We start from the raw sequence: 22,151 nt of genomic DNA, 5'->3' as shown, positions 1-22,151 counted from the left end.
AAATCACAAGTCTATGATTATTCAGCTTTTTCTTTTTCACGCACACGAATGCCAAGCTCACGCAGTTGCTTATTATCCACGCCAGCAGGGGCTTCGGTGAGCGGACATTCTGCCGTTTTGGTCTTAGGAAAGGCAATAACGTCCCGAATAGAGCTTGCTCCTGTCATGAGCATGACCAAACGGTCAAGACCAAATGCCAATCCGCCATGCGGTGGCGCACCGTATTTTAGGGCGTTCAGTAGGAAGCTAAATTTCTCTTCGGCTTCGGCTTCATTAATGCCTAGTGCTTCAAAGACTGCCTTTTGCATATCTAGGGTATTGATACGAAGACTTCCACCGCCAATCTCGGTACCGTTTAGCACCATGTCATAAGCGATAGACAGAGCGGTCTCTGGGCTGTTTTTCATCTCTTCTACTGTGCCTTTTGGCTTGGTAAATGGGTGGTGAACTGATGTCCACTTACCGTCATCAGTCTCTTCAAACATGGGGAAATCCACAACCCATAGTGGAGCCCACTCACAGGTCAAAAGATTTAAATCATGACCGATTTTGACACGCAACGCACCCATAGCGTCATTAACCACTTTGGCTTTGTCGGCACCAAAGAAAATGATGTCGCCATTTTCGGCACCTGTGCGTTTGATAAGTTCTACAAGCACGTCATCGGTCATATTTTTGATGATAGGCGATTGTAGTCCGCTTTCTTTATCTACGCCGTTGTTGATGTTAGATACATCATTTACCTTGATGTAGGCTAGACCTTTTGCCCCATAAATGCCAACAAATTTGGTGTAGTCATCAATCTGGCGACGCGTAATCTCACCACCTTTTGGAATGCGTAGGGCAACCACACGACCTTTGGGGTCTTGGGCGGGGGCGGAGAATACTTTAAACTCCACGTTTTGCATGATGTCCGCCACGTCCACAAGTTTTAGTGGAATACGCAAATCAGGCTTGTCGGACGCATAATCACGCATGGCTTGTGAGTACGGCATACGCTCAAATTTATCAAATTTTACGTCCAAAAGTTCATCAAATAGCTTGGTGGTCATGCCTTCCATTAAGTCCATGATGTCGTTGTCATCAAGGAATGAGGTCTCGACGTCAATTTGGGTAAATTCAGGCTGGCGGTCGGCACGCAAATCTTCATCACGGAAACACTTGGCGATTTGATAATAACGGTCAATACCGCCTACCATAAGAAGCTGTTTGAATAGCTGTGGCGACTGTGGCAGGGCATAAAACTCGCCATTAGACACACGGCTTGGCACAAGGTAATCCCTTGCCCCTTCTGGGGTGGCACGAGTTAGGATAGGTGTTTCAACGTCCAAAAAGCCATGCTCGTCTAGGTAGTTGCGGATAAGGCTTGTTACCTTTGAGCGAAAACGCAAGCGGTCAAGCATTTCAGGACGGCGAATGTCAAGGAAGCGGTATTTTAGGCGTAGCTCTTCTGAAACGTTGCTAAAATCATCGTTTAGCGGAAATGGTGGCGTTTCGCTCGTGGCAAGGGTTTCAATTTCTTTGGCAAGAAGTTCAATTTGACCGCTTTTCATGTTGGGGTTTTGGGTGCCTTCGTATCTGGCACGCACACGCCCTGTGATTTTTAGGATAAATTCAGAACGTGCCTTATCAGCGGTGGCAAAGGCTTCTGGCGTGTCGGGGTCAATGACGACTTGTAATAGTCCGTCCCGGTCTCTCATGTCCAAGAAAATTACGCCCCCGTGGTCGCGACGGCGGTGTACCCAGCCGACAACGGTAATGGTTTGGTCAATGTAGCTTTCGGTAACACTACCGCAATATTCTGTGCGAATTGCCATAAATTTGCCTTTTTTAAAGTTGCTTTAATTTTGAAAAAGTTGAAACCTGCTATTATGCCTTTAAAATGCAATTTGGGCAAGTTTTTTTGTAAAAATTTGTCAAAAGGATATGACGGAGCAAGTTATCCCTTTGAGCATTTTTGACACTGGCTTTTGGACAAAAATTGGCACGTTTGGGGCGATTTTGTGTTACAATTAGTCTTTTTGACTTACCCTTTGGCGATTGACCGCTGTCAAGTTTTGCCCACAAATTACCCAACCCAAAAAGGAGCGTGATGGACACCCTAAATATTTTGTACCTTGTCTCGGCGGTGCTGATTTTTGTAAGTATTATGACAAGCCAGTTGTCGGCTCGTTTGGGCGTGCCTTTGCTGTTGTTCTTTTTGGGCGTGGGTGTGCTTGCTGGCGAAGAAGGGATTTTGGGGATTGAGTTTGAGCAGTATGCCCTTGCTAATTTTATCGGACAAGCTGCCCTTGCGTGCATTTTGCTTGATGGGGGACTTAGAACGTCTCTCAACTCGTTTCGGGTGGGGTTAAAACCTGCCGTTACCCTTGCCACTTGGGGCGTTGTGGCAACTGTATTGACGCTTGGGGTGTTTATTGCGTATCTTTTGGGGGTGGACTGGCGACTTGGGCTGTTGATTGCCGCCATTGTGGGCAGTACCGATGCGGCGGCTGTTTTTAGCCTGCTTAGAAATGGTGGGGTCAAGCTCAACGACCGTGTGCAAGCAACGCTTGAACTTGAATCGGGGGCGAACGACCCGTTGGCGATTTTGCTTGTTACGGTCATGATTGCCCTAAACCTTGACCCCGAAAGCCAAACAATCTGGACAATTTTGTCGCTACTTGCCACCCAAATTGGCGTGGGGCTGGTCATGGGCGTGGTGTCGGGCTTTGTGCTGTCAAAACTGCTCCCCAAGGTGCATTTGGCGGACGGTATGTATGCCATTTTGATTATGTCAGCAGGCATGGCGGTATTTGGGGCGACCAACCTGTTGGGCGGTTCGGGCTTTTTGGCGGTGTATTTGACGGGCGTGGCGATTGGTAATACCAAAGTGCGTGCCACCGAACACGTCCTTCGGGTCATGGACAGTTTTGCGTGGCTATCGCAGGCGGTGCTGTTTGTGGTGCTGGGGCTACTGGTTACGCCATCTAGTCTTTTGCAAGTGTGGCATTACTCTTTGATTGTGTTTTTATTTTTGTTGTTTGTCGCTCGTCCGTTTGCGGTCATGACAAGCCTGTTGCCTTTTGGCTTTAATTGGCGTGAAATTGGCTTTATCTCATGGGTGGGTCTGCGTGGGGCAGTACCGATTACCCTTGCCATTATTCCCATCATGATGGCAGTTCCCCAAGCCAATTTGGCGTTCAACATCGCCTTTGGGCTTGTGATTTTGTCGCTACTTGCCCAAGGGGCGACCATTCCTTTTATGTCCAGAGCCTTTGGGGTATGGGTGCCAACCGATAGCGAACCAAAGGCGGAGCATGAGATTTGGGTAGGCGACCATGCCAATATTACGCTTTATGAATTTGAAGTGGGCAAGGGGGCGTTTGCCGTGGGACGACACCCTGTCAATATCTCAAGCCGTTTTAATGCTAATGATGTCAATTTGTTTGCGGTGGTAAGAAACGACCATTTGCTTGTTGTCAATGACGACACGGCATTGCGAGCGGGCGATGTGGTGTGGTATGCCATGAGTGGGGACAATGCCAGCTCTGTGGCAAAGATTTTTAACAACTCTGCCACCCAATACCAAAAAACAAGCGAGTTTTATGGCGATTGGCTACTGTCTCCCCACATCAAAATTGCCGATTTGCCGTTTTTTAGCGGTGGGCAATCCTTGCTCAAAACAGACCGACCCAGCACGTCCAAATCCACCAAAAAAACGCCCTTTGACTTTTTTGAAGTATTTACCCCACCCAAATCAACGCTTGGCGGAATTGATGATGAGTTGATTGAAATATTTGATAAGCACAAAAATGAGACCATCGAAGAGTATATGCTAAACCATTTTCATGCTGAGCCTGTCAGTGGCGATAAGGTGCGACTCAACGACCATTGGAGTCTCATTGTGCGTGATGTGGACAATCGGGGCAGACTGCGTGGCGTGGGGCTAAAAAATACGGTCAAAAAGGAATAAGGGACTTTTAAAACGCCAAACAAACCCCATTATTTTTTAAAATTTATCAAAAAAGGTAAAACCATGCTATTTCATTCATCAAAAAAGCCGACTGAATTATCCATTATTCATCTTAATAAACTCCAAGACAAACGCCAAGAGCAACTCAAAGACGCTCTAAAAAACAGCCAAAAAGACGACAAAAAATGCGGTCTGTTTGGCAAATTGTACAAAAAAGCCAAAGATAAGGCAAAAGACAAAAAAGACAAGGCGGACGATAAGAACAAGGGCGACAACAAAAGCGTCTTTGTCCTAGATTTTGACGGCGACATCAAAGCGTCTGCGGTGGCTCATCTGCGTGAAGAGATTAGCGTGATTATCAGCTCGGCAAAATCAGGCGATGAAGTGGTGGTACGTTTGGAGAGTGGTGGCGGACAGGTGAATGCTTATGGTTTGGCAAGTGCTCAACTTGCTCGCCTAAAACAAGCAGGGCTTATTCTCACCGTCTGCGTGGACAAAATCTCGGCAAGTGGTGGCTATATGATGGCGTGTGTGGCGGACAAGATTATCGCCAGTGATTTTGCGGTCATCGGCTCGGTGGGTGTGGTAAGCCAGTTGCCTAATTTTAATAAACTTCTTAAAAAGCATGATGTGGATTTTGAGCAATTTACCGCAGGCGAGTACAAGCGTACCGTTACCATGTTTGGCGAAAATGACGATGAAGACCGTGCCAAGCACCAAGCGGACATTGACCGCATTCATGAATTGTTTAAAACCTTTGTCAAAACGCACCGCCCAAGCCTAGATGTGGAGAAGATTGCCACAGGCGAGATTTGGTTTGGGCAGGACGCTTTGGATTTGGGGCTTGTTGATGCAATTGGTACGTCCGATGCCTATGTGCTTGAACTGATGAAAGAGCATGATGTTTTTGTATTACACACTCGCACCAAGCCGACTTTGGCAGAAAAGTTAGGCTTGTCTGAACAAATGGGCGTAAAGATGGGTGATATGGTTGGACAAATGGTGTCATCGGTAGGCGAACAACTTGCCAAATATCAACGTCCTTAAAGAGTCTTACAAGTGATTGAATGTACACATCATTTTGCTTAAAATTTTGATAAAAATGGTGTAAAATAAGCCATTCAACTTTTTAAAAGCGGACAATGGTTGTTCGCTTTTTTATTGATTTTAACGTATGATTTGGGTTGTTTATGAAAAAATTAGAAGAAGTCTTTGCCAAAGCCGATAAGTTCGGACGAGTGGTTGCCAATAGATTTAGCAAAATCAAAGATTTAAATGACATTCGTGGTATCGGTCAAGGCAAAACGGTGCTGATTACAGGAGCAAGCTCGGGGCTTGGGGCGATGATGGCTCGCAAATTTGCCTTTTTGGGCTATGATTTGGCGATTTGTGCCAGACGACTTGACCGCTTGGAGACCCTAAAAGCCGAGCTAGAAAAAGAATTTGGCGTAAAGGTTTATGTGCGTACGCTGGACGTTACGGTGTATGATGATGTCTTTACGGTGTTTGAAGACTTTGCCAAAGATGTGGAAAATGACGGTGGCACACTTGATAAAATTATCGTAAACGCAGGCGTGGGCGACAGCCGTGTCATCGGGCATGGGCGATTTGCGATAAATCGTGCCACTGCCGAAACCAACTTTATCTCCGCCCTTGCCCAGTGTGAATCCGCCATGCAGATTTTCCGCCGTCAAAACAGCGGTCATCTGGTGGTCATATCTAGCATGTCTGCGGTGCGTGGCTTACCACGTCATTTGACGACTTACGCCGCTGCCAAAGCAGGCTTGGCGGCTCTTGCCGAAGGGATACGAGCTGATACCATTAGTGAAAAACTGCCGATTACGGTGTCCACAATCTACCCTGGTTATGTGCGTACCGACCTAAATATCGGAGCAAAATACCTGCCCTTTGAAGTGGAAGAAGACGAAGGGGCGGACGTGATTGTTAAAGCCATTGAAGCCAAGGTAGATGAAGCCTATGTCCCTGCGTGGCCGTGGTTGCCGATTGGACTGGGTATGAAATATTTACCGTTAAGACTGATTACCAAATTTTTGTAATTAAAAGGTATAGATGATTTGCATTTTATCCCAAAGCGGAGTAATATAGACTATCCCTTTACCGATAATATAGGAGTACGTATGAGCAGTCAAATTACCTTAGGTGGCAATGCCGTAGATGTGGCAGGCGAGTTTGCCAAAGTGGGCGAGACGGTCGCTGATTTTGTCTTAGTGGGCAATGATTTGGCGGATGTCAAATTGTCTGATTTTGCCGGCAAACGCAAGATTTTAAACATTTTTCCAAGCATTGACACGGACATTTGTGCCACGTCCGTGCGTGTGTTTAACCAAAAAACAGGTGAGCTTGATAACACCGTGGTACTGTGCATTTCGGCAGATTTGCCCTTTGCCCAAGCCCGTTTTTGTGGGGCGGAAGGACTGGATAATGTCAAAACTTTGTCCGCTTTTAGAAATGCTGATGTCGCCAAAAACCTTGGCGTTGCCATGACATCAGGGGCGTTGGCAGGGCTAACTGCTCGTGCGGTCATTGTGCTAGATACCGATAACAAAGTGTTGCATAGCGAGCTTGTGCCAGAGATTAAGAGTGAGCCTGATTATGATAAGGCGTTGGCATCTTTGGCTTGATTTACTTGGTTTGCTCAAAAAATAGCCCAAATATGGGCTATTTGTTTAACGGTTTGAAATTTATTTAACATAATCCAATTTTTATCTGGTTATTATCTGTGATAAACATCAAGTTCGTTAAATAAGTTCGTTAAATGGGATTTTCTAAGCGGACAATCCAAGCCGTTACCAAATAAAAACGCCCCAAATTTATTGGAGCGTTTTTTGTACCAAAAGATGTCATATTATTGCTTATGACATGGTTTGTACGCCTTCTAGGATTTTGTCGGCGTGGTCGATTAGTGCTTGTGGCATACGCTCACCCAATTTGTCAAACAACTCTTTGTGGCTTTGGATTTCTTTGACCCACTCATCTTTGTTTTGACGGGTAACGGTTTCAAAGTCTTCTTTGGTAAAGTCAGAATGCGTCCAATTTAGGTCTTCATAAGTCGGCACAAGACCAATCGGTGTGGCATGAGCATTGGCATTGCCTTCACAGCGGTTGATGATCCATTCTAGCACACGCATATTTTGTCCGAAACCCGGCCATACGAAGTCGCCATTTTCATCACGGCGGAACCAGTTAACCTTAAAGATTTTTGGCAGTTGCGTGCCATGTTCTTTAGTTAATTTTTCTAGTTTTTCGCCCATTTCTAGCCAGTTAGTGAAGTAGTCTGCCATGTTGTAGCCAGCAAATGGGAGCATAGCAAATGGGTCTCTGCGGACAACGCCCTGCTGACCAACTGCGGCAGCGGTGGTTTCAGAACCCATCGTGGCGGCTTTATATACGCCATCAATCCAATCGGGGGATTCAGAGATGAGTGGCACGGTGTCGGCACGGCGACCGCCAAAGATAAAGGCAGAGATTGGCACGCCTTCGGGATTTTCCCAGTTGGGGTCAATCGATGGGCATTGGCTTGCCGATACGGTAAAGCGGGCATTGGGGTGCGAGGCTTTCTCGGTGCCGTCATGCTTTTTGCCTTTCCAGTTGATGAGATTGTCTGGTACTTCTTTGGTTTTGCCTTCCCACCATGCTTCGCCATCTTCGGTCATGGCAACGTTGGTATAGATGACATCATGCGATAGCGATGCCATGCAGTTGGAGTTGGTTTTGGTGTTGGTGCCAGGGGCGACACCAAAGAAACCTGCTTCGGGGTTGATGGCGTATAGTTTGCCGTCCGCCGATGGTTTAATCCAAGCAATGTCATCGCCCACGGTTTCGACTTTCCAGCCTTCATAGCCTGCTGGTGGGATAAGCATGGCGAAGTTGGTTTTGCCACAGGCGGATGGGAAGGCAGCTGCCACATAGTGCTTTTTGCCTTCGGGGTTCGTTACGCCTAGGATAAGCATGTGCTCGGCAAGCCAACCTTGTTCACGACCCATGACAGATGCAATGCGTAGGGCTAGGCATTTTTTACCAAGCAGGGCGTTACCGCCATAGCCTGAACCAAATGACCATATTTCACGAGTTTCTGGGTAGTGAACAATATACTTATCATCGTTGCATGGCCATGCCACATCTTTTTCATCATCTGCCAATGGCTTGCCAACAGAATGCACACACGGAACAAATTCACCATCTGTGCCCAGCACCTCGTAAACTGCCTTGCCCATGCGAGCCATTTTACGCATACTGACAACCACATAAGGACTGTCGGTCAGCTCTATACCAATGTGGGCAATATGGCTGCCCAAAGGGCCCATACTAAATGGCACAACATACATGGTACGCCCCGCCATGCAACCGTCAAATTTGTCATTTAAGATGGCACGCATCTCATTTGGGTCTTTCCAGTTATTTGTTGCTCCTGCGTCAATCTGTTTTTCGCTACAAATAAAAGTGCGGTCTTCAACACGAGCCACATCTGATGGGTCAGAAAATGCCAAATAAGAATCAGGATGTTTCTCTTCATTCAGTTTGACCATTGTGCCATTATCAATCATGAGTTGGATTAGGCGATCATACTCTTCTTGTGAACCATCACACCACTCAATGCGAGCAGGTTTGGTCAGTTTGGCAATCTTAGCAACCCAATCAATGATGGCTTGATGGCGAACAAAATCAGGAGTGTTTAGAGTGATTGTGGTCATAAAAATCTCGCTTGATAAAAGTGGGTTTATGGTGAGTTATTTATCAGTAGAATTAAAAAAATACGCTATTAAACCATATTTTCTTATGAATTGTAATATTTATTTTTTTAAAAAATGAATGTATTTTCAAAAAAAATGAACATATCTGAATATGTTCATTTTAGGTTAAGTACTGATATATTAAAGTCAAGAGACTATCTTAAAAAGAAAAAAGCCCATATTGTAACGATGGCAATGGATATGAAGTTTAGGATAAGACCAACTTGCATCATCTCTTTTTGTTTGATGTATCCTGTGCCCATGACGATGGCATTTGGTGGTGTGGCAACAGGTAACATAAACGCACAAGAAGCGCCGATGCCAATGACCATGATAAGTGCCTCAGGGGGAAGACCAAGCTGTACGCCAATCGGAGCAAATAGTGGCACAAGTAAGGCGGCAGAGGCGGTATTTGAGGTGAATTCGGTCAAGAAGATAATGAATGCAGTGATTGCCAAAATAACTACAAATATCGGTGCAACCGATAAGGCATTGGCGATTTGCTCGCCAAGCAAGGCAGAGGCACCCGAGTCTTTCATGATATTAGATAGAGCGATACCGCCACCAAAGAGCATGAGTACGCCCCAGTCGGTATTATCAGACACTTGTTTCCAGCTGACCAAACCGCAGGCAAGCACCGCAACCGCTGCTGATAGAGCGATGATGGTGTCGGGGGATTTAAAGGCGAACATCTCACCGAGTTGTTTGCCAAAAATCCATGATAGGGCAGTAGCCACGAAGACAACGATGGTTAAAATGCGTGATGGTGTCCATGGAATGATCTCATCGGTCATGACCACATTCTGTTTTAGGTTGGGTTTTAAAAAGACGTACATCGCCCCAAGCAGTATCGGAAGCATGACAAGCATCATCGGTACACCAAATTTCATCCACTCTATAAAACTAAGCTCCAATGCTTTGGCAGCAATACCGTTTGGTGGTGAACCAATCATCGTGCCCAATCCGCCGATACTGGCACAATAGGCGATACCTAGTAGGACAAACAAAAAGGTAGAACGGTCTTTTTCTTTGTCAATCTGCCCCAAAAGTCCCAATGCCAATGGCAACATCATGGCGGCAGTTGCGGTGTTGCTAATCCACATGGACAAAATGGCGGTGGCAAAAAAGATGTAAAACACCGCCAAGCCCAGCTTGCCCCCTGCCAGTTTGACCAAGCCAAAAGCGATTTTGCGGTCAAGTTTTTGCACATGCAACGTGGCAGCAAGGGCAAAACCGCCAAAGAATACAAAGATGATGGGGTCGGCAAAACTTACCAAGGCTTTTTTGGTGTCAAACTCAGGCACGCCAACCAGCACCGCAAGAATCGGCACTAAGATGGCAGTGGCGGTGACGTGAATGGCTTCGGTCAGCCATAATGTGCCGATAAAGACAAGTATCGCCAAGCCTTTATTGACGTCGGTGCCAAACGGCATGACTTGATATAATATGATGGAGACGATGGTGGCGACGGCAAAAATAATCATGCCCTTGATGGCGTCTTTGGTGATGACACCTGATGGCGTTTCGTCGTTACTGTCACCCATAAAGTCGGTGTCTAAGGTAAGCTCGGAGACGTGTTCGTCGTTGTGGGGTTTTTTAGAGTCAGTCATGATTTTCCTTTTTCATCAAATACATGTCATCGCTTGAAAATCAGTCATTGAAAGGTCAATTAGTGAGCATGCATAAAAATGCCAATATCAACACATCATGACTGATGGTTCCTTGTGGTGTCATGTGCGTTGGTATTGGCGTGTTTGACTGTACCATGCCAAATATTGATAAAATGGCACGTTTACATAAATTTAAGCTATGATAACAGAATTGTAATCGTTTGAAAATAGTTTGTTGGTTTTGTTTTTAAAATGAATCGTACCCAACTTACTTGGTAAATCCGTTCTTGGTAAGTCCGTTTGTAACAAAAATACTTACAATAAAGACAGTGGGCTTGACAAAATCTACTTGCTTGATAAGAAGTGATTGGGTAAAATGGGATTTTATTTGTCTAAAATTATCCAAGAAAATTACCTGAGAATGACATGTCCCAAGCCAGTGATACCCCATCTTTGATGACTTTTAAAGAAGCCTACGACATCTTAAAGCACAACGCAGACTCGCTAGAACAAAGTCAGACACTAGACATTGACAACCTAGTGAGCGTGGTAGAGCAGTCCATTGATGCTTATAAAGTCTGCCAAGAACGCATTAACGCCGTAGAGCAGGCATTAAAACATGCCTTTGATGAGACCGCCCTAAAAAACTAACCCATTGATAAGTTTATGACTGATTTTAACCAACACAAAGACAAGGACAACCCGTCCTTAAAAACTTTTTTTGAACCCAAAACCTTGACCGAGCTTGGTGTGTATGGACGGACTTTGACGGTGTCTGTCAATTATGAAGCATGTCAATTTGAAAAAACAGGCGTGCTTGCTTTTGTCAGAAAAATCCCCCTGCTAAAGGGGCTAACCCCGTTTCGCTCGCCAACGCTTGACATGGACATCGATTTGTCCTGCGTGATGCTAGATGGCTCACATCAGGTGTTGGACAAGATTTGGTATGGCAATGTGCGAAGTGCTGATGAGAGCGTGCGTCATGTTGGGTCGCTGGCAGGGGCAGGTCACTTTGAAGAGACGCTCATGCCACAGGAGTTAATAAGTGTTAAGCTAAATGAGTTGCCCAGTGAGGCACAGCGGTTGGTGTTTGTCATGTCAAGCCATCACAAGCATCCGCTTTTCCAAGCCAAAAAAGGCATCACAAAAATCAGTGATGACGACAGCATCATTCACGCCTATGAGCTGGCAACAATCACCGCAGGCGAGCACGGTGTTGTGGCGTGGGTCGTTGAACGTGATGGCGATGATTTTAGAATATCCGCCCCACAAAAAGTTTTGGGCACGTCATTTAATCCTGCCAAACTGGCTGATGAGTTGGATAAACTGGCAAGTGGGTTTTGATGCGTTATGGCATGTAGCATGTAGGGTGTGCCAGATAAGCACGCCTTGATGATGTTATTTGGCGTTGTTTATAAGGTGCTTTTGCAACTGGCCATGCAGTAAACACAACGCCTTGGCATGGAGCAAACTGCAATTTGCCCCATCATGCCGATTATTTTAATACCGTCACAGGGTCAATGTACACGCCATTTTTGGCGATACGAAATTCTAATAAGGTTGCCCCGTTTTGTTGTTGCTTCATTTTGGCGATGAGGTCGCCCACACCGATGTTCTGCCCTTTGCGGACACTCACATCTTTGACATGCAGATAGCTACTGACAAAGCCATCAGAGTGTGAGATGGTGATAATACCCCCTGTGTTAGTGTTGTCAGCATGCACGACTGTGCCTGAGCGAGTGGCACGCACGATGTCGTTATTACTGCCCGTAAACCACATGCCTTCGGCTTTGGTGTTAATGCCGTTAATGTTGCTAATCTCGCCAAAGTGACGAACGATTTTGTTGTTTCTGCCCACAGGATAGTCAAATTTCATGACACCAACATTGCCGACCATGGGATTTTTGACCGTGATGACCCTAGGCGTGGTTGCTGTGGCGGGTGTTTGGGTGATGGTGGTGGTTGTGCCAGCTTGGGCGGGATTTGATGTGTGCCATAGGGTCAGCCACTGCCCCACACGGATGGTGTGATTGCTGTCTAGGCGGTTGATGCGACTGACTTCACGCCAATTAAGACCGTAGCGAGCGGCGATTTTTGAGACGGTGTCGCCACGTTGGACTTGATAGCGTTGGGGTACACCTTGTCTGGCAGGACTGCTGACGGGGGGCGTGATGGTGGTTTGGGCGTTATTTTGTTGGTAGGTGGGTTTGTTGGCACAGGCAGATAGTGCCAGTCCCAGCGTGATGACCACTCCCAATGACATGTTAGAAAATCCACTTTTCCCAGTTAAGGCATGAGATGGGGTGTTGGTACAATAAGATGATTCAATCATGGTTGCTCCCATTATCAAGTATCTGGTAAAATAGTTGTCAAGCATCAAAGCCACTGACGGTAATAATATGCTCATCAGCAAGGCGATAGGCGACAAGTTTACCGCCCCACACACAGCCCCCATCTAAGGCACGGACGTGTTGGGTGGCAATCTTTGCTTCTAGGGCTGCCCAATGCCCGAACAGAATCTTGCGTTTGCGTGCCACTTCCCAATCAAACCAAGGACGATAGCCCAAAGGCATGGTGTCGCCAAGACTTTCTTTAAAAGAAAATTCAAGCGTGCCATGTTTGTCGCACAGTCGCATGCGTGTCAAGTAGTTGGCAATCAGTCGCAGGCGAGTATGACCTATCAGCTCATCCGACCAAGGCTCGGTGGCTTTACTGTATAAATTGGGCAACAGCTTATCAAGCTCATCCAAATCACCACCAAAGGCTTGTGCTAGTTCATTAGCATAACCTTTGGCATCTTTGACCTTCCAATGGGGCGGTATGCCCGCATGAGTCAGTACCGTTGTGTCATTGGGATATACCAAAAACGACTGATGACGTAGCCAGTCCAACAACTCATCACAGTCGGGAGCGACAAATATCGGTGCGGTGTTGTCCTTGGGTTTGATGGGTAAAACGCCCCGCCATGTGGCAATGAGCGTGATGTCATGATTGCCAAGCACCGTGGTTAATGCCCCGATGTCGGACAAACGCTTGACTTGTCTTAGGGTGTCTAGGGAGTTTTCCCCACGAGCCACGATGTCGCCGCATAGCCAAATCTTGTCTTGGGTTTCATCAAAATCCAAAGCAACAAGCAAACGGTTAAAAGCATTAAAACAGCCCTGCAAGTCGCCAATGACGTATTCATGGCGATAAGTTTTTTGTAAATTTTTTGTCATATGGTTTTATTATATCAATTTATCTTATTGTATCAAGTTTGCTTTAATTTTTCAAAAGCCACATCGGACAGTCGCACAAAATCTGCCACACTCAGCGTTTCGGGGCGGGCTTGGGGGTTGATGCTCGCCTTGGCAAAATCATCATCGTCCAATATCGGCAACATGTTCACACTTTTAAAAATTGCTCGCAAAGTTTTGCGTCTGTGGTTAAAGGTCTCACGCACGACATCGGCAAAGAGTTTCTCATCTTGGGCTTGCAAGGGCTTGACCTTAAAAGGCGTTAGGCGAAACACGGCAGACGTTACCTTTGGCGGGGGGTTAAACGCCCCATTTGGCACGGTCAAAAGATAATCAGTGGTGCAATGATACTGCATGATGACAGACAGTCGCCCGTAGGCTTTGGTGTTTGGCTCGGCGGTGATGCGATCCACCACTTCTTTTTGAAGCATAAAGTGCATGTCGGTGATGACATCGCTAAATTCTAACAAGCGAAATAAAATGGGCGTGGAGATGTTATAGGGTAGGTTGCCCACCACACGAAACGCCCCACGCCCCACCTGCTCGGCAAGCGTGCGATAGTCAATGTGCATGGCGTTGTCATTGATGATGGTAAAATCAGGATGGCTGTTCGCCCCGATGTTGATTTTTAGACCATTTGCCAAATCACGGTCAAGCTCGATGACTGTCATGCCATCCACTTCTGCCAATAGTGGCTCGGTCAATGCCCCAAGCCCCGGCCCGATTTCTAGCAAGTTATCGGTGCGAGATAAGCGAACGCTATCAACGATTTGGCGGATGATGTTTGTGTCGTGTAAAAAGTTTTGCCCAAAGCGTTTTCTGGGGGCATGGTTAAATTCTTTTGGCGTGCGAATGGTCATGATGCGTTTGTCTTAAAATTTAGCCAATTATAACACCCTTTGCCAAAAAATAAAAATTGGACGAACCAACCAGTCATTTTATGACGGTAAGCTCGCCCAAAGATGGGTTGAACTAACTTTTAAAACAAAGTCTTTACAACCAAACAATAATTGGCAAACGCTAATTACTGTGTAGGGTTGATGATTTCAGGAGTAACTGAGACGATGTTGTTTAGTTTCCATACAGGAACAACTTTGCCCGCAGCTTCGTCATTGACTGCCGTTTGGCTGATGTTTAGCACATAACGGTTACCTTCTTCAAAGGTAAATCCTTCGATGTTGCCACTTAGTACATTGTAGTTACGCTCGTGGGTGCGACGGTATTGTAGGCATTCGCTGGCAACGGCATTGCCTGCGGTGTCGGTCAGCTGACAAGTGGCTTTGCGTGGGGCGATTTCAATATCAAAACTTGGAATATTAACCACTTTAACGGCTTTGACTTCGCCTTCAACGGTTTTAACACGAGTATTGTCAAGCTGAGTGCCAGCACAACCAGTTAGTGTTAAAGCAATAATAGATGATAGTGCGATGATTTTTTTCATGGGACATCCTTTGGGTGTTTGTGATAAAATGATTTAGCAAGGCAAAGACAAAATGAGTAGATAAGCCATTGCCTGCAAATTTATTGTAGACCTTTTTTATTGCTACATCCTTTTTAAAATGTAATAAAAAGTAATAAAGCGTTGATTTTGCCTTATATTTAGACAGTTTTTTCACAAAAAATGAACATGTGATGAGTTTAATTTGGGATATATTGTATTTTGATTTGTATTTTAAAAAATAAAAGCATGGGATGGCTTTGTCTCAATCTTGATTTGTGCTAAGTTTTAGGCTGTATGTTGCTTCTTTGGTTTGCATATCGGTGTTGTTTTTACAAAAAATAGCAATCGCTTAACAAGATAAGCCCATAAATTTGTTATAATAGTCAGCCTTTGCTTGCCAAACTATTTTTGTAGACATTGACTTTTGTAGCATTGACAGTTAATGGATTTGTTTGTTTTGGGGCGTGTCAAATTTTCATCTTATTTTATAAAATGTTATCAATGGTAGGCACGCCCTAATAAAAACATCATCAATGGCAGGCGTGTTTTATTCATTTTATCCATAATACCATCAACCAAGAGAGTAATCATGCGTTTATTTAACATCACTACCTTAACCTTGACCGCTCTAATCGGCATGCAGGCATCTGCCCACTCAACCACGGCGTCTTATTATGCTGATAAATTTAATGGTCGCAAAACTGCCAATGGCGAAGTATTTAGCAATAATGGCATGACCTGTGCATCCAACCGCTACAAACTTGGGACGTATGTGGAAGTTACCAATGCCAAAACGGGCAAATCCATCACTTGTAAAGTCAATGACCGCATTGGTAAAGCAGGGCGTATTGACCTAACCAAAAACGCCTTTAAACAGCTTGCTCCGTTGTCGGTTGGTTTGGTAAAAGTGCAAGTAAAACCTGTGGACAAAGATGCCAAAAACACCAAACAAGATAAGGCTGGCGATGTGATGCTAGCCAAAGACAGCCTTGCCAAAGATAAATTGGCACAAGATGAGCAAAAGACAAGCGAAAATAATCAAGATGGCACGATTAATTTGGCACTTGAACAAGACAAGTGATTGATAAGACAAGCGATTAAATCATCTTTAAAGACCACAAAAATCCGTCATTGGGCATAATGACGGATTTTTCGTTTTGGTGCTAACTGCCAATATAATTTACTTCATTCTCAACTTAAAATAGTAACTTGTTGATTTTTCAATAATTATTTTTTGGTCGTAGGGGCGAATTGCAATTTGCCCTTAATAAATCAATCACTGATATAAAGTTGAGAATGGGGTATAATTTGGAAAATCAACAGCTTAAATGTTGAATTTCCAGTCAAAGGGCATTTCATGATGCCCACGGAGTGCCATCATCAGAGTCTGTTTCATGTGTTGCAAGACTTCGGGGGTGTAGGCGATGGCAGGGCAACCCCAAACAGGGTTAGGCCAGCGAGCGTCATTTTGATAGCGGACGACATGATGAAAGTGTAGTTGTGGCACTTGATTGCCAAGGGCGGCGACGTTCATTTTGTCCGCCCCAAAGATTTTCGCCATTTGGCTAGATACCCAGCTTGATTCGCGCAAAAATTGCACTTGGTCAGCGTCAGACAGCTCGTAGATTTCTTTGATGTTTGAGACACGTGGCACCAAAATCAGCCAAGGAAATTGACAGTCATTCATCAAACGCACGGTACACAGCGGTAAGTCGCCAACCAAAAATGTGTCTTTGGCAAGCGTGGGGTGTAACTGAAACATGGATTCGCCTTTTTTTAATTATGAATTTTAACAGGATATTGTAACATGATTTTGGTAAAAATTTTAAGGGCTTTGGCAAAATTTTGCAAGTTTTTATCAATTTAAATTGATTTGATAAATTTTCAAAATTTGTTCAATTTAAGCTAGTTTTCCCCCTTGATTGTGTGTTAAACTAGATAGGAAAAACGCCAAAATTTGGCATTGGTTTAACTTAAATTAAGGTGAAAGACATGGGTAAAAATGTTGTCGTGCTTGGCAGTCAGTGGGGCGATGAAGGCAAAGGCAAAATCGTGGATTTATTGACCGAAAAAGCAACTGCCGTGGCACGCTATCAAGGCGGACACAATGCAGGGCATACGCTTGTTGTTGGTGGCGAAAAGACGGTGTTGCATCTTATTCCATCGGGGATTTTGCGTGAAGGCGTAACCTGCTTTATCGGCAATGGCGTGGTACTAGCCCCCGATGCTCTACTAAAAGAGATGAAAGGCTTATCCGAAAAAGGCGTGCCTGTGCGTGAAAGACTTCGTATCTCGCCTGCCTGCCCGCTCATCATGCCTTATCACACCGCCCTTGACCAAGCCCGTGAATTAAAGCGTGGCAACGGCAAAATCGGCACAACAGGTCGTGGTATCGGTCCTGCCTATGAAGATAAAGTGGCTCGCCGTGGCTTGCGTGTGGCGGATTTGTTCCGTAGTGATTTGGCGGACAAATTGGCAAATATCTTAGAATATCATAACTTTGCTTTAACCCAGTACTATAAAGCCGAAGCGATTGATTATGATGCCACCCTTGCTCTATGCCAAGAATGGGCAAGCGAGCTAAAAGACTTGGTGGTGGACGTAACAGACGAGCTAGAAACACGCCGTCAGGCAGGCGAGAATTTGATGTTTGAAGGGGCTCAAGGTACCTTGCTTGACATTGACCACGGGACTTATCCTTTTGTAACCAGTTCAAACACCACCGCAGGGGGCGTGGCAACAGGCACAGGTCTAGGTCCTTTGTATTTTGATTATGTGCTTGGCATCACCAAAGCCTATACCACCCGTGTCGGCTCAGGACCTTTCCCGACAGAGCTGTTTGATGATGTGGGCGAGCATCTAGGAACGGTGGGACATGAGTTTGGAGCGACAACAGGGCGTGCCAGACGTTGCGGTTGGTTTGATGCGGTGGCACTTAGACGTGCGGTCGTGCTAAACTCCATGAGCGGTATTTGCCTAACCAAGCTTGACGTGCTAGACGGTCTTAGCGAGATTAAAATCGCCACGGACTATACCTTGCCAGAAGGCGAGATTAAGGGGGCGTATGATGCTGAGTATTATGCCAAAGTAACGCCTGTGTATGAGACCTTGCAAGGCTGGACGGAGTCCACAATCGGTATCACCAAGTTTGATGATTTGCCAGACAACGCCAAAACGTACATCAAGCGCATCGAAGAGCTTGTGGGCTGTCCTGTGGATATCATCTCAACAGGGGCGGACAGAGCAGAAACGATTGTGCTAAGAGACCCATTTGATGCGTGATATTTTTTAACACAAAAACCACTTATTTTTACAATAAGTGGTTTTTTGTTGTCATTATTTTGTCATAATCTTTAAAAAATTCTTGACTTTGGGGTTGTAAAACGATTATATTTAGTTGTCATTTGGGCGTGGGGCATGCCTACCTTTTATATTTGCCGTAAATATGAGAATGATTCTCTGTTTTTAAGAGCCATGTTATTTGTTGTTTTAAAAATGATTTTTAAAAGGTTTTGCTTTATAAAACCTTGACAAATGGATAGGGCTTAGCAAAAGGATGAACGGTGGCGTGTCATGACCCAGATTACAAAAGTCAATTCATTTTTCTGACATAAGGACATCCCCATGAATGCAAAATTTGCACCATCAGCCTTGCTCGTTTCGCTTAGTCTTGCCTTATTTGGCTGTGGCGACAACGAGTCAAATACCAACGCATCAGGCAGTGCATCAGTTGTGACAGGCGAACTTGCCGATACACAAGAGGTGACCATTAACAACGCCGCCGAGCCTGAGTCGCTAGACCCGCACAAAGTATCAGGCGTGCCAGAGTCTAATATCATCCGCCAGCTATTGGTTGGTCTGACATCAACGGATGCAGACGGCAATACCGTGGCAGGCATGGCAGAATCATGGGAGAGTGATGATAATAAAGTGTGGGTGTTTAAAATCCGTGATGCCAAATGGTCAAATGGCGACCCTGTGACGGCTCAGGATTTTGTGTATAGTTTTCAGCGTCTGGTAAATCCTGAAACAGCATCGCCTTATGCTACTTATTTGGCGGCGGTCAAAGTGGTCAATGCTCAGGACATCGTGGATGGCAAGGCAAATCCTGATACGCTGGGTGTCAAAGCCATTGATGACAAAACGCTTGAAATCACCTTGTCTGAGCCTGTGCCTTATTTGCCTGACACGCTCATCCATACATCTGTCAAACCAGTCAATCAAAGAGCGGTAGAACAACATGGCGACAAATGGACAGCGGTAGGCAACTATGTCGTTAATGGTGCCTACAACCTAAAAGACTGGCAGGTTAATGAGCGTATTGTGTTAGAGCGTAATGCCAGTTATTATGACGATGCCAAGACTACCATCGATACTGTCACGCTACTGGCTATCCCATCGGAGGTTACCGACGTGACTCGCTATAAGGCAGGCGAGGTGGACGTCACGGCAGATTCTTTGCCGTCAGAGCAGTTTAAACAGCTCCAATCCGAGCTGGGCGAGCAGGTCAAGGTTCAGCCGAAGTTATGTACTTATTATTATGAGTTTAACCACACCAAAGCCCCGTTTGATGACGTACGTGTGCGTAAGGCGTTGTCATTGGCACTAGACCGTGACATCATCACGGACAATATCTTGGCACAAGGTCAGACGGTGGCTTATCAATACACGCCAAACGCCATCGCAGGCATGATAGATTATGAACCTGATTGGAGGGCATGGGATAAAGCCAAACGCATAGAGGAGGCTAAAAAGCTACTTAATGAAGCAGGTTTTAACGAATCTAACCCTTTAAAATTTGAACTGCTGTATAACACCTCAGAGTCACACAAAAAGCTGGCAGTGGCAGCGGCATCGTTTTGGAAGGATTCTTTGGGCTTTGTTGAGGTAAGTCTTAACAACCAAGAGTGGAAAACTTATCTTGAAACTCGGCGTACTCAAAAACATCAAGTCTCTCGTGGGGGCTGGTGTGCTGACTATAACGAAGCATCAACGTTCCTAAATACATTCGTCTCAACCGATTCTAACAACTATGGCAAATATAACAGCCCGGAGTTTGACCGTCTGATGAATGGTACTTTGGGGGGAGATGTAACAGCAGAACAACGTGCCCAGTTATATCACCAAGCTGAGGCGGTGCTGGACAAGGACAGCGCGACCATCTTTGTCTATCACTATGTATCACCTCGTTTGGTAAAACCATATGTTCTGGGCTATTCAAGCAACGACCCACAAAATACATGGCAAGTCAAAGACTGGAAAATCGCCAAACACTAATCATGTCATGACAGCACAAATCGCCTGTTGGTGATTTGTGTTTGCTGTTTATGATTTTTGACCATCATGCCATTAATAAAATCAGCAACATGTCATCAGTCAGATTAACACAAACATATTAAGTTAGATGACATCTGCCAAGATTTGTCATCCGTTCATCATCATGGAGAAGTAAGATGAAATTATCAACACTAAGTTTTGCCGTACTCACGTTATTTGGAGTTCTTGCTCTGTCAGGTTGTGGGAGTGATAACCAACAGTCTGCACCATCTTTGGCGACAACAACCAAAGATGAGATAACCATTCCTAATGGATCAGAGCCTGAATCATTGGATTTGCATAAGGCATCAGATTCAAGTTCATTTGCTATTATCCGCCAAATGTTTGTCGGATTGGTCAGTGCTGATGAAAAAGGAGCGACCATACCAGCATTGGCAAGTGAATGGGACAGTGCCGATGGTAAAGTGTGGACATTTAAAATCCGTGATGCCAAATGGTCAGATGATACACCGATCACCGCTCAGGACTTTGTATATAGTTTTAGACGTCTGACCGATCCAAATGCCGCATCACCATATTCTAGCTATTTGGTGGATGCCAAAGTCGTCAATGCCAAACAAATATCTGATGGTAGGGCAGGCGTGGAGACGCTCGGTGTCAGAGCCGTTGATGATAAGACACTTGAAATTACCCTGACCTATACCGTACCTTATTTGCCTGACTTGTTGGTATTGCCTGTGGCGTATGCTGTGCCAAAACATGCCATTGAGACCCATGGCGACAAATGGCTTGACCCTGCCAATATCGTGGTCAGTGGTGCGTATAAATTGACCGATTGGGTGGTTAACAGTCATATCAAAATAGAGCGAAACCCTGCTTATTTTGGGGAAGTGGCGGGCAATATCAATAAGGCAACTTTTTTGCCCATTACATCAGCATCCACAGAGGTCAATCGTTATAAGGCAGGTGAGGTTGAGATTGCTGCCATTCCATCGGAGCATCTAACCAGCATCAAAAATGAGCTGCCAGATGAAGTGCATTCATCGCCAAAGCTGTGTACCTTTTATCTAGAATACAATCACGCCAAAGCACCATTTAATGATGTTAAAGCTCGTCAAGCCATCTCTATGGCATTAGACCGTGAGACGATTGCCGAAAAAGTGTTGGGTCGTGGCGAGAGGGCAACCTATCAGTTTACCCCGCCTGCCATCTATAACATGGGCGAAGTCAGTCATGACTGGATGGCGATGGATAGGTCGGCACGCATTGAGCATGCCAAACAGCTGATGGCGGATGCTGGCTACTCATCGGGCAACCCACTCAAATTTGAGTTGCTGTACAGCACCAGCGAAGCCGGTAAGCGTATTGCCACAGCAGCGGCGTCCATGCTCAACGAATCGTTCGGCGGTAGTGTCAATGTCTCCATCATCAACCAAGAATGGAAAACCATGTTGGATACTCGCCGTCAAGGTAAGTTTGATACAGCATTTGCAGGATGGTGTGCTGATTATAACGAGCCATCATCCTTTTTAAATGTGTTGCGTTCGGACAACAGTAACAACTCGGGCAAATATGCCAGTGAGACATTTGATCGTTTACTTGACTCAACTTTGAGTGCCAGCCTAAATGATAATGACCGCATGGAAAGATACCATCAAGCGGAGCAACTGCTTGACAAAGAAGCTGCCATTTTACCTATTTATACTGCCGTGTCGGTGCGTCTACAAAAGCCTTATCTGCAAGCAGAATCATTAAATGACCCGAGCAGTAACTGGCAAATCAAGGATTGGGCATTTAGCCGTGATGCAGAATAAACCTGCTGTTTGTTGTGTTTTTTGTGGATTGCAATAGGGTGTATCAGGATTTGATGTTTGCAAGAAA

The 22,151-nt window shown here is 45.4% G+C and carries 18 protein-coding genes; 10 read left to right on the top strand and 8 right to left on the bottom strand.

Annotated features, from left to right (window positions below):
- Positions 1 to 17: 17 nt before the first annotated feature.
- On the bottom strand, positions 18 to 1,817 hold the full coding sequence (gene aspS, locus IM753_RS04860; RefSeq protein WP_194108787.1) for an aspartate--tRNA ligase: 1,800 nt from the start codon (positions 1,815 to 1,817) through the stop codon (positions 18 to 20).
- A 275-nt stretch (positions 1,818 to 2,092) separates the two neighbouring features.
- Between aspS and IM753_RS04855 the strand changes: the two genes are divergently transcribed.
- From IM753_RS04855 to tpx, 4 genes are all read left to right on the top strand, one after another.
- The gene (locus IM753_RS04855) at positions 2,093 to 3,955 is read left to right on the top strand and encodes a potassium/proton antiporter (protein ID WP_065256651.1); all 1,863 of its coding nucleotides are present in this window, start codon (positions 2,093 to 2,095) and stop codon (positions 3,953 to 3,955) included.
- Between the two features lie 63 nt (positions 3,956 to 4,018).
- The gene (gene sohB / locus IM753_RS04850; protein ID WP_065256650.1) at positions 4,019 to 5,002 is read left to right on the top strand and encodes a protease SohB; all 984 of its coding nucleotides are present in this window, start codon (positions 4,019 to 4,021) and stop codon (positions 5,000 to 5,002) included.
- Between the two features lie 143 nt (positions 5,003 to 5,145).
- The gene (locus tag IM753_RS04845) at positions 5,146 to 6,012 is read left to right on the top strand and encodes an SDR family oxidoreductase (protein ID WP_065256649.1); all 867 of its coding nucleotides are present in this window, start codon (positions 5,146 to 5,148) and stop codon (positions 6,010 to 6,012) included.
- Positions 6,013 to 6,093: 81 nt separating this feature from the next.
- The gene (tpx, locus tag IM753_RS04840) at positions 6,094 to 6,597 is read left to right on the top strand and encodes a thiol peroxidase (RefSeq protein ID WP_065256648.1); all 504 of its coding nucleotides are present in this window, start codon (positions 6,094 to 6,096) and stop codon (positions 6,595 to 6,597) included.
- Positions 6,598 to 6,828: 231 nt separating this feature from the next.
- Here the strand turns inward: tpx and IM753_RS04835 are convergent, their stop codons facing one another.
- Positions 6,829 to 8,667: a phosphoenolpyruvate carboxykinase (GTP) gene (locus IM753_RS04835; protein ID WP_065256647.1), complete on the bottom strand. Its 1,839-nt coding sequence runs from the start codon at positions 8,665 to 8,667 to the stop codon at positions 6,829 to 6,831.
- A 194-nt stretch (positions 8,668 to 8,861) separates the two neighbouring features.
- Complete coding sequence (locus IM753_RS04830; RefSeq protein WP_194108786.1) at positions 8,862 to 10,316, bottom strand: DASS family sodium-coupled anion symporter; 1,455 nt, start codon at positions 10,314 to 10,316, stop codon at positions 8,862 to 8,864.
- Positions 10,317 to 10,742: 426 nt separating this feature from the next.
- On the opposite strand from IM753_RS04830, the gene xseB reads away from it, so the two are divergent.
- Positions 10,743 to 10,967: an exodeoxyribonuclease VII small subunit gene (xseB, locus tag IM753_RS04825; RefSeq protein ID WP_227514754.1), complete on the top strand. Its 225-nt coding sequence runs from the start codon at positions 10,743 to 10,745 to the stop codon at positions 10,965 to 10,967.
- Positions 10,968 to 10,982: 15 nt separating this feature from the next.
- Positions 10,983 to 11,660, top strand: a complete 678-nt coding sequence (locus IM753_RS04820) for a TerD family protein (RefSeq protein ID WP_065256645.1) — start codon at positions 10,983 to 10,985, stop codon at positions 11,658 to 11,660.
- A gap of 151 nt (positions 11,661 to 11,811) precedes the next feature.
- Here IM753_RS04820 and IM753_RS04815 read toward each other — a convergent pair whose 3' ends face one another.
- The 4 genes from IM753_RS04815 to IM753_RS04800 all read right to left on the bottom strand — a co-directional run bounded on the left by IM753_RS04815 (position 11,812) and on the right by IM753_RS04800 (position 14,993).
- Positions 11,812 to 12,648, bottom strand: coding sequence for a peptidoglycan DD-metalloendopeptidase family protein (locus IM753_RS04815; protein WP_172823644.1), 837 nt, complete (start codon positions 12,646 to 12,648; stop codon positions 11,812 to 11,814).
- Positions 12,649 to 12,685: 37 nt separating this feature from the next.
- Entirely contained in the window at positions 12,686 to 13,534 is an 849-nt protein-coding gene (locus IM753_RS04810; RefSeq protein WP_065256644.1) for a symmetrical bis(5'-nucleosyl)-tetraphosphatase, read from the bottom strand.
- Between the two features lie 32 nt (positions 13,535 to 13,566).
- Entirely contained in the window at positions 13,567 to 14,412 is an 846-nt protein-coding gene (gene rsmA / locus IM753_RS04805; RefSeq protein WP_065256643.1) for a 16S rRNA (adenine(1518)-N(6)/adenine(1519)-N(6))-dimethyltransferase RsmA, read from the bottom strand.
- A 164-nt stretch (positions 14,413 to 14,576) separates the two neighbouring features.
- On the bottom strand, positions 14,577 to 14,993 hold the full coding sequence (locus tag IM753_RS04800) for a DUF4377 domain-containing protein (protein ID WP_065256866.1): 417 nt from the start codon (positions 14,991 to 14,993) through the stop codon (positions 14,577 to 14,579).
- Between the two features lie 589 nt (positions 14,994 to 15,582).
- Here IM753_RS04800 and IM753_RS04795 point away from each other — a divergent pair.
- Positions 15,583 to 16,074 (top strand): septal ring lytic transglycosylase RlpA family protein, encoded by a 492-nt coding sequence (locus tag IM753_RS04795; protein ID WP_065256865.1) that lies wholly within the window; start codon positions 15,583 to 15,585, stop codon positions 16,072 to 16,074.
- A 243-nt stretch (positions 16,075 to 16,317) separates the two neighbouring features.
- On the opposite strand, the gene IM753_RS04790 is transcribed toward IM753_RS04795, so the two are convergent.
- Entirely contained in the window at positions 16,318 to 16,755 is a 438-nt protein-coding gene (locus IM753_RS04790) for an HIT domain-containing protein (RefSeq protein ID WP_065256864.1), read from the bottom strand.
- 230 nt (positions 16,756 to 16,985) lie between these two features.
- Here IM753_RS04790 and IM753_RS04785 point away from each other — a divergent pair, with 230 nt between their 5' ends.
- From IM753_RS04785 to IM753_RS04775, 3 genes are all read left to right on the top strand, one after another.
- Positions 16,986 to 18,275, top strand: a complete 1,290-nt coding sequence (locus tag IM753_RS04785) for an adenylosuccinate synthase (protein WP_065256863.1) — start codon at positions 16,986 to 16,988, stop codon at positions 18,273 to 18,275.
- 342 nt (positions 18,276 to 18,617) lie between these two features.
- Positions 18,618 to 20,270, top strand: a complete 1,653-nt coding sequence (locus tag IM753_RS04780; RefSeq protein WP_065256862.1) for an ABC transporter substrate-binding protein — start codon at positions 18,618 to 18,620, stop codon at positions 20,268 to 20,270.
- Positions 20,271 to 20,446: 176 nt separating this feature from the next.
- Positions 20,447 to 22,084: an ABC transporter substrate-binding protein gene (locus IM753_RS04775; protein WP_194108785.1), complete on the top strand. Its 1,638-nt coding sequence runs from the start codon at positions 20,447 to 20,449 to the stop codon at positions 22,082 to 22,084.
- Positions 22,085 to 22,151: the final 67 nt, after the last annotated feature.

Source organism: Moraxella sp. K127, assembly GCF_015223095.1.
Lineage (GTDB): Bacteria > Pseudomonadota > Gammaproteobacteria > Pseudomonadales > Moraxellaceae > Moraxella.
This window is presented reverse-complemented; position numbering and strand designations above follow the sequence as displayed.

Bases quoted from the DNA above. Each gene is read 5' to 3' on its own strand.
- aspS (WP_194108787.1), bottom strand. From the start codon at position 1,817: ATGGCAATTCGCACAGAATATTGCGGTAGTGTTACCGAAAGCTACATT.
- IM753_RS04855 (WP_065256651.1), top strand. From the start codon at position 2,093: ATGGACACCCTAAATATTTTGTACCTTGTCTCGGCGGTGCTGATTTTT.
- sohB (WP_065256650.1), top strand. From the start codon at position 4,019: ATGCTATTTCATTCATCAAAAAAGCCGACTGAATTATCCATTATTCAT.
- IM753_RS04845 (WP_065256649.1), top strand. From the start codon at position 5,146: ATGAAAAAATTAGAAGAAGTCTTTGCCAAAGCCGATAAGTTCGGACGA.
- tpx (WP_065256648.1), top strand. From the start codon at position 6,094: ATGAGCAGTCAAATTACCTTAGGTGGCAATGCCGTAGATGTGGCAGGC.
- IM753_RS04835 (WP_065256647.1), bottom strand. From the start codon at position 8,667: ATGACCACAATCACTCTAAACACTCCTGATTTTGTTCGCCATCAAGCC.
- IM753_RS04830 (WP_194108786.1), bottom strand. From the start codon at position 10,316: ATGACTGACTCTAAAAAACCCCACAACGACGAACACGTCTCCGAGCTT.
- xseB (WP_227514754.1), top strand. From the start codon at position 10,743: ATGTCCCAAGCCAGTGATACCCCATCTTTGATGACTTTTAAAGAAGCC.
- IM753_RS04820 (WP_065256645.1), top strand. From the start codon at position 10,983: ATGACTGATTTTAACCAACACAAAGACAAGGACAACCCGTCCTTAAAA.
- IM753_RS04815 (WP_172823644.1), bottom strand. From the start codon at position 12,648: ATGATTGAATCATCTTATTGTACCAACACCCCATCTCATGCCTTAACT.
- IM753_RS04810 (WP_065256644.1), bottom strand. From the start codon at position 13,534: ATGACAAAAAATTTACAAAAAACTTATCGCCATGAATACGTCATTGGC.
- rsmA (WP_065256643.1), bottom strand. From the start codon at position 14,412: ATGACCATTCGCACGCCAAAAGAATTTAACCATGCCCCCAGAAAACGC.
- IM753_RS04800 (WP_065256866.1), bottom strand. From the start codon at position 14,993: ATGAAAAAAATCATCGCACTATCATCTATTATTGCTTTAACACTAACT.
- IM753_RS04795 (WP_065256865.1), top strand. From the start codon at position 15,583: ATGCGTTTATTTAACATCACTACCTTAACCTTGACCGCTCTAATCGGC.
- IM753_RS04790 (WP_065256864.1), bottom strand. From the start codon at position 16,755: ATGTTTCAGTTACACCCCACGCTTGCCAAAGACACATTTTTGGTTGGC.
- IM753_RS04785 (WP_065256863.1), top strand. From the start codon at position 16,986: ATGGGTAAAAATGTTGTCGTGCTTGGCAGTCAGTGGGGCGATGAAGGC.
- IM753_RS04780 (WP_065256862.1), top strand. From the start codon at position 18,618: ATGAATGCAAAATTTGCACCATCAGCCTTGCTCGTTTCGCTTAGTCTT.
- IM753_RS04775 (WP_194108785.1), top strand. From the start codon at position 20,447: ATGAAATTATCAACACTAAGTTTTGCCGTACTCACGTTATTTGGAGTT.